The sequence below is a fragment of the Brevibacterium sp. genome, from assembly GCF_022712115.1.
Classification (GTDB): Bacteria; Actinomycetota; Actinomycetes; order Actinomycetales; family Brevibacteriaceae; genus Brevibacterium; species Brevibacterium salitolerans.
Genome location: NZ_JALAHB010000242.1, coordinates 21,957 through 28,627 on the forward strand (window position 1 = coordinate 21,957; position 6,671 = coordinate 28,627).

Sequence of the window (6,671 nt, forward strand, 5' to 3'; positions counted from 1 at the left end):
TGCTGACCGCCCTCCCTGGTCTACTTGCGTCCGTGGTCACGCGGCTGCGCACACACCGCGGCGTAGATCTGTTCGAGGCCCCGGGTCCGCGTCCGCACATCGAATTCCCTCTCGATCCTGGCACGGCCAGCCTCCCCGAGCTCTCTCGCCCGTCCCTCGTCCTCGAGAAGCGCGCCGATGTGCGCAGTGAGTCCTGCGCGGTCCCCTTCAGCGGCCAGCAGGCCGGTCCTCCCGTCCGCCACCGCCTCCGGCACACCGCCGTGGGCATAGGCCACGACCGGCAGGCCCTCCGCGGCCGCTTCGAGATAGACCATCCCGAATCCCTCCGCGGCGCCGTCCGGTGCGGTCCTCGACGGTGCGCAGAAGATGCGGGAGCGCCTGAGCACACTGCGGACATCCGCAGGGGAGAGCCGACCGAGGAATTCGATCTCGGCCGCCGACTCCGCGGCCTGCCGTTCCAGCTCCCCGCGCAGCGGACCGTCTCCGACCACGGCGACGCGCACCGGCCTCCCCTGGGCGGCGAGCGTGCCGACCGCGGCCACGAGGTCCTGCACCCCCTTCACCTCGACCAGGCGCCCGACGAAGACCACGTCCCATTCGGGCTCAGGGCGCGAAGGCGGGCGATCGTCGGGAAGAGGGATGCCTATCGGCTGCACAACGACACTGTCGGGGGCGGCACCCAGCTCTACCGCCTTGCGCGCCGTGAATTCCGACACCGCGACGACACGCGCCGCTCTGCGAAGCATCCGACGCGCACGGCGACGGTAGCGGATGCCGCGCAGGCCGGGCGTGCGCGGCGCCGCCGTCACGTCGTGGCCGTGCACCGTCACGACGAGAGGCACTCCCGCACGCGCGCAGGCGCGGGAGGCGACCACGGCTTCGGGGACGAAGTGCGCGTGGAGGACATCGGGCCGATTCGCCCGGAGATACCTCTCCAGGTGCCAGGACCAGCCGATGAGACTCGCGAGCCGGAGCCAGAGGCGCCTGAAGCGGGCACGGCGCAGGAGGAGGACATCGGTCTCCCGGGCCAGCGGGGAGGGCTCCCCCACCAGACCGAGGGAGACGGGCGTCCACTCGCTGAGCGCATCCTGCTGGTTGCGCACGAACGTCTCGGACGCAGGAAGCCAGGAGCGCTTCCACACGGCAACCGTCCCGACCATGCCCGTCCTCCCGTTCATCCCGGAACGACCTTTCGGATCTGCTCTCTCGCCGCTGCGAGATCCTGCATGCCGATCCGGAGGAAGTCACGGCTGGGGATGGAGAAGTGCTTCTGCAGCCAGACGAGGTTCAGCCCGCCGGCGACGACATTGCCCACGAGCGTGGCGATCGCCGCTCCGACCGCGCCGAGCGGAGGCGCCAGCACGAAGAGCACCGAGACGCTGCTGATGCAGGCGATCAGCAGCGACCAGCTCCGCAGACCGGGCCGCCCGCGCGAGCTCAGTCCCACTCCCGCGACGGATCCCGGATTGCCGAGCACGGTGCCGACCAGCAGGATGACGAGCACCGGCAGAGCCGCGGAGAACTCCTCGCCGAAGAGCACCGGCAGCATCCAGATGCTCACCACCCCCACCCCCAGCGCGGTGGCCGCGGTGAGCATCGTGGATATCCGTGAGGCGCCTGCCAGTCGCGCAGCCTGAGGATCGGCCGACTCCGCACGGAACATCACGTCTCGGATCGCGTTGTTGAATACGAGAACCAGGTCGCCCACCTGCACGGCGACGACGTAGAGCCCGACCTCGCGCACATCGGACAGGGGCAGCAGCAGGAGCTGGTCGACGCGTGAGAGCAGGATCCCCGCGATCGCGCCGAACCACACGCGGCTTCCGTAGCCGAGAAGCCCGCGTGGGCTGCGCGGCCCCCCTCTCCCCTGCGGGACGCCTGCGCCGTCCTTCCCTGCGGCCTCGCGTAAGCGATGGGCATCGGCGTCGCGACGTGCTCTGGCGATGACCGGAAGATAGGCGAACACCCCCAGCAGCGTCGTCGCCGACATCAGAAGGGTCGCCGTGAACACCGTGAGCTGACCGGTGGCCGCCAGGCACACCGCCAGCACCAGCCGGGCGACCGCCCCGATCGTCCTCTCCCAGGCGACGAGGCCCCAGGCGTCCAGCCCCTGCGCGACGCCGCGCACCAGCGAGAGCAGGAGCGCGGGCACCAGCATGGCGACGGCGACGGGGATGAGGGAGGCCACCACCTCGGAACCGTTCGCCAGCACATCGGCGAGCAGGACGAAGCCGGCGGCCGCCAGCAGCCCGATCACGAGCACGGCGACCGAGGCGCGCAGCAGCATCGCACCGATGGGCCGTACCCCGCGGGAGACGTAGTAGGTCAGGGCCTCCGGCAGACCCATCGTGAACAGCGAGAGTCCGAGGGTGAAGGGGGCGACGGCCGCTCCGACAGCGCCGCGTCCCTCGACGCCCAAGGTCTGCGCAAGGATCGGAGCGGTGAAGAACGCCGCGAGAGGGACCACCGCATTGCCGAGCATCGTGATGCTCACGTGTCTGGTGAGGCTGGCCACCCGCTCACCTCTGCAGAGCGTTCAGGAGGGCCCCGCGCACGGCAGCGGCCGCATCGGCCCACCGCCAGAGACCCTCGCCCACGCTGCCGCGGGGCCGCGCCAGCGCCTCGGTGATCGCTGCGGCCATCGCCGCTGCCTCGGGAGCGGCGACGATCGCGTCCTCGAAGATCGCCTCGATCCCGCTGTCGGAAGCCGTCACACCGGGAATGCCGAAGTACTGCGCCTCTGCGAGCGGCAGGCCGAATCCCTCGTCGGAGGATGCGAGCACGATGCACGACGCCGTGGCGATGAGCTGCTGATACTCGTCATCCGTCACGAAACCCGGCAGGCGGACGCGGTCTCCGAGTCCCAGGGCGACGGCCCGTGCCCGGAGCTCCTCCCCATAGGAGCCCCTGGCTCCGAGCACGGTCGCAGTCACGCTCTCGCCCTCCGGCCCCAACCGGGCCAGCGCGTCGATGACCAGCTCCGGCCGCTTGTTATTGTGATGCCCGAAGGTCACGACGGTGGAGGGTGACGGCTGAGCCGGCGTGATCCGCCAGCGCCGGGCATGGTCACGCCCGTTCTCCACCACCAGCGTCCGCGCGCCGGGCACCACCTCCCGGGTCTCGGCCTCCGTTTTGGCGGAGATGCAGATGTTCAGATCGGCGTGCCTGGCCGAGACCTCCCACAGCCTGCGGTACGCCTTCTGGACCGCGCCGAACTCCGCGGGCCGCCGGAGGTGCCGCCAGTCGTGCTGGAAGCAGAAGGCCGGTGTGCGGCGGAACAGGGGCGAGACGATCGGGCTCAGGGAGACGCAGCAGTCTGCGCGCGTGATCGCTCGCATGACCGGCGTGGCGAGCACCTGCCCCGGAGCCCGGGTCAGTATGCGCTCGTTGGGCCAGCGCAGGCCGCTGACGCCGGAGCAGTCCGCCACCGCCTCATGCAGGGACGAGCCGCCGGCGACCACCAGTTCGTCCTCCGGGAACGCCTCCGACCAGGCGCGGATGAGCTCCGCCGCGTGCAGACGCATCCCACCGGAGAACTTCGTGGCCGCGAGCGCGTCGACGAGCACCTTCATCCGAATGTTCCTCGCTTCGACCTCGGGTGGAGAGCGGGCCCGAGAAGGTAGGGATACCGGGCGTAGAACTTGAGCAGGGAGGCGATCTCCCGTCGCCACGGAGCCAGACGGAACCGCCCCGCCGTCTCACGGGCCCATCCGTGCGTCCAGACCACCCGAGAGGTCACTGCGCTGGGGATGCCCGCGCGACGGGCCCGCAGAGCCAGGTCGGTGTCCTCGTAGTAGAGGAAGAAGTGATCGTCCCAGGGCCCGTCCAACCGGCTGAATGTCTCCTTCCGGCCGGCCACGGCGGCCCCGGTCAGCCAGACGACCGGCGTGAGCTCCTGCGCATCCCCTGCGAAGAGGCGGTAGCGTCCCTGCACCTTCGCCGGCGCCAGACGGTTGAGGACCTTGTCGGTCAGATACGGCCACCCCCGCCCGTTGGGCTGCCGCGATCCGTCGTCATTCACGAGCTGCGGCGACACGAGCAGGTGCCGATCGCCGAGCAGGCGCTCGAGCACGGGGAGTGTCGCGACGTCCACGGCGATGTCCGGATTCACGAACGCGACATACTCTCCTCGCGCTGCGGCGAAGCCCACATTGTTCGCCGCACCGAACCCGCGATTCTCCTCCAACCGGACCACCTGCGCGCCGAAGGAACGCGCGAGGTCCGCGGTCCCGTCCGTGGAGGCATTGTCCACCACGATCCACTCGACCGTGTCATCGGACGCGAAGCCGCCCCAGTACTCGCGCAGCTTGTCCGCGCTGTTGTAGGTGACGGTGATGAGGGTCCACAGAGGAGCGTGAAGCCGACTGCCGGATACGTTCACCCTGCGCTCCTCCACCTGCGATCTCGACTGCTCCGATGCGTATCCTTCATCGGATGAATACGTACCTCGTACAGTATAGACACGCCTTTCGCACCTCCCGGTCCACTCCGCCGGAGGCGGCCCGCCGTCCTCGCGTCGCCGGGCAGCCTCACCTCGGCCTCCTGCGCACGGACATCTCCGCTCCGGAGAGCACGAGCATGCCGCACGAGAACCAGATGGGGCCGGCGGCACCCAGCGGAGCGGCCAGCAGCCCCGCCGCGGCGGGGAATGCCACCTGACCCAGCCGATTCCCCATGAGCCGCGTGGCCAGCGCGGTCCCTCGCCAGGACGCGGGGACCGCCTGCGTGATGAGCGACATGGTCAGAGGCTGGCCCAGCCCGAGGAGGAAGCCGCCCAGCACCATCAGCGCTCCGGCGGCCCACGGACTGCCGATCAGCAGCGGTGGGAAGACCAGGGCGACGCCGGCTCCCAGCGTCGAGACGCTCACCAAACGGCTCCGGTCGAAGCGACGGGTGAGCGGCGGCAGCAGCATCCGCGAGGCGATGGAGGCGATGCTGCGACCGGCCAGGAGCACGCCGACGACGGCCGGTGCGACCCCCGCCTGCTCCGCCACCAGAGGCAAATACGCGGTGAGGACGTCGATCATGACGAGCAGGGTGAGGCTCGCGAAGATCTGCGAACCCACGCCGGGCCTTCCGAGCACGCCCAGGGCTGTGGGCCGCACCGCGCCCGCCGTGTCGGTCGCAGCCTCCCTCGCATCCGCAGCGCCGGGAGTCGTCGCCTCCTCGCCACGGCCTCGGGCCCGGCCCGCGGCGGCGAGCAGCGGGACGGCGAGCAGCGCCGCACCGGCGCCCAGCCACAGCGCCAGTGCGATCTGGTCCGCATGCGCCTGCCGTCCCAGCACGGCGCCGGCGAGCAGCGGCCCCAGCAGCTGCCCCGCGGAGAACGCCGCCGTGAAGTAGCCGAAGCCCCGGTCGAGCGCCTCCGGGGGTGAGAACCTGGCGATCGCGGTCTGTCCCGCGATGGTGAAGAGCAGGTGCCCGAGGCCCAGCACCGCGTTCGCCGCGAACACGAATGCGATGCTCTCGGTCGCGGCCTGCAGCGCACCGCCGGCGGCGAGCAGAAGCGCCCCCGCCCCCATGATGTGGCGCAGACGCAGAGTGCGGTCCGTGAGGCGGCCGAGCGGCAGTGCGATCACCAGAGGCAGGATCGCGTACGCCGCGGTGACCACGCCGATGAGCGCCGGAGCGGCGCCGAGGTCCAGCAGCTTGTACGACGTGACGGGACGGAACAGGTTGAGTCCCGTCTGCGTGAGCACGGCCGCCAGCACCAGCGGCCAGAGCCAGGAGCTGCCGCCCCTCACAGGGCGGTCGCCTCCTCAGTGCTTCCTGCGCTGCCGTCTGCAGCCACGCCCTCCATACCGCCTCAGTCGATCAGGTCGTGCCGCACGATCGACTGCTCGCGATCGGGACCCACGCCGATGACCGACATGCGGGTGCCGGAGAGCCTCTCGAGCGCCAGGATGTAGTTCTGCGCGTTCACCGGCAGGTCCTCGAAGGTGCGGACGCCGGTGATGTCCTCCTGCCAGCCCGGGAACGTCTCGTAGATGGGCGTCGCGTGGTGGAAGTCCGACTGCGTGAGAGGCATCTCCTCCACGCGCCCCCCGTCCACGTCGTAGGCGACGCAGACGGGGATCTCCTCCAGGTCGGAGAGCACGTCGAGCTTGGTGAGGACGTAGTCGGTGAAGCCGTTGACCCGCGAGGCGTACCTCGCGATGACGGAGTCGTACCACCCGCAGCGACGGGGGCGGCCGGTGTTCACGCCGTACTCGCCGCCCTGGGTCTGGAGGTAGACGCCCATGTCGTCGAACAGCTCCGTGGGGAACGGCCCCGAGCCCACCCGCGTGGTGTACGCCTTCACGATGCCCACGGACCGGGTGATGCGCGGGGGGCCCACCCCGGAGCCCACACACGCCCCGCCCGCCGTGGGGTTGGAGGACGTGACGAACGGGTACGTGCCGTGGTCCACGTCCAGCATGGTGGCCTGACCGCCCTCCATGACGACGAGCTCACCCCGGTCCAACGCCTCGTTCAGCAGGAGCGCCGTGTCCGCGACGTAGGGGCGCAGCCGGTCCGCGTAGGAGAGCAGCCCCTCGACGATCTCATCGACCTCGACGGCCCTGCGGTTGTAGACCTTCACCAGGAGCTCGTTCTTCTGCGTGAGCGCGCCCTCGATCTTCTGCCGGAGGATCGATTCGGCGATGATGTCCTGGACACGGATGCCCAGACGG

Annotated in this window: 6 protein-coding genes; all 6 read right to left on the minus strand. The window is 70.5% G+C overall.

Going from position 1 to position 6,671, the window contains the following annotated elements:
• Positions 1-20: 20 nt before the first annotated feature.
• Entirely contained in the window at positions 21-1,160 is a 1,140-nt protein-coding gene (locus Q0A33_RS14495) for a glycosyltransferase (protein ID WP_291798326.1), read from the minus strand.
• 14 nt (positions 1,161-1,174) lie between these two features.
• Positions 1,175-2,494 carry an oligosaccharide flippase family protein gene (locus Q0A33_RS14500; protein ID WP_291798329.1) on the minus strand — a complete coding sequence of 440 codons (1,320 nt, stop codon included), beginning with the start codon at positions 2,492-2,494 and terminating at the stop codon, positions 1,175-1,177.
• Between the two features lie 25 nt (positions 2,495-2,519).
• The gene (locus tag Q0A33_RS14505; protein WP_291798331.1) at positions 2,520-3,572 is read right to left on the minus strand and encodes a glycosyltransferase; all 1,053 of its coding nucleotides are present in this window, start codon (positions 3,570-3,572) and stop codon (positions 2,520-2,522) included.
• A complete protein-coding gene (locus tag Q0A33_RS14510) occupies positions 3,569-4,381 on the minus strand; it encodes a glycosyltransferase (protein WP_291798334.1) in 813 nt (270 codons plus the stop codon). The genes Q0A33_RS14505 and Q0A33_RS14510 overlap by 4 nt, the downstream gene beginning before the upstream one ends.
• Positions 4,382-4,529: 148 nt before the next feature.
• On the minus strand, positions 4,530-5,744 hold the full coding sequence (locus Q0A33_RS14515) for an MFS transporter (protein WP_291798337.1): 1,215 nt from the start codon (positions 5,742-5,744) through the stop codon (positions 4,530-4,532).
• Between the two features lie 62 nt (positions 5,745-5,806).
• Positions 5,807-6,671: adenylosuccinate synthetase (locus Q0A33_RS14520; RefSeq protein WP_291798341.1), on the minus strand; the 865-nt coding region annotated here is incomplete at its 5' end.

Bases quoted from the DNA above. Each gene is read 5' to 3' on its own strand.
- Q0A33_RS14495 (WP_291798326.1), bottom strand. From the start codon at position 1,160: ATGGTCGGGACGGTTGCCGTGTGGAAGCGCTCCTGGCTTCCTGCGTCC.
- Q0A33_RS14505 (WP_291798331.1), bottom strand. From the start codon at position 3,572: ATGAAGGTGCTCGTCGACGCGCTCGCGGCCACGAAGTTCTCCGGTGGG.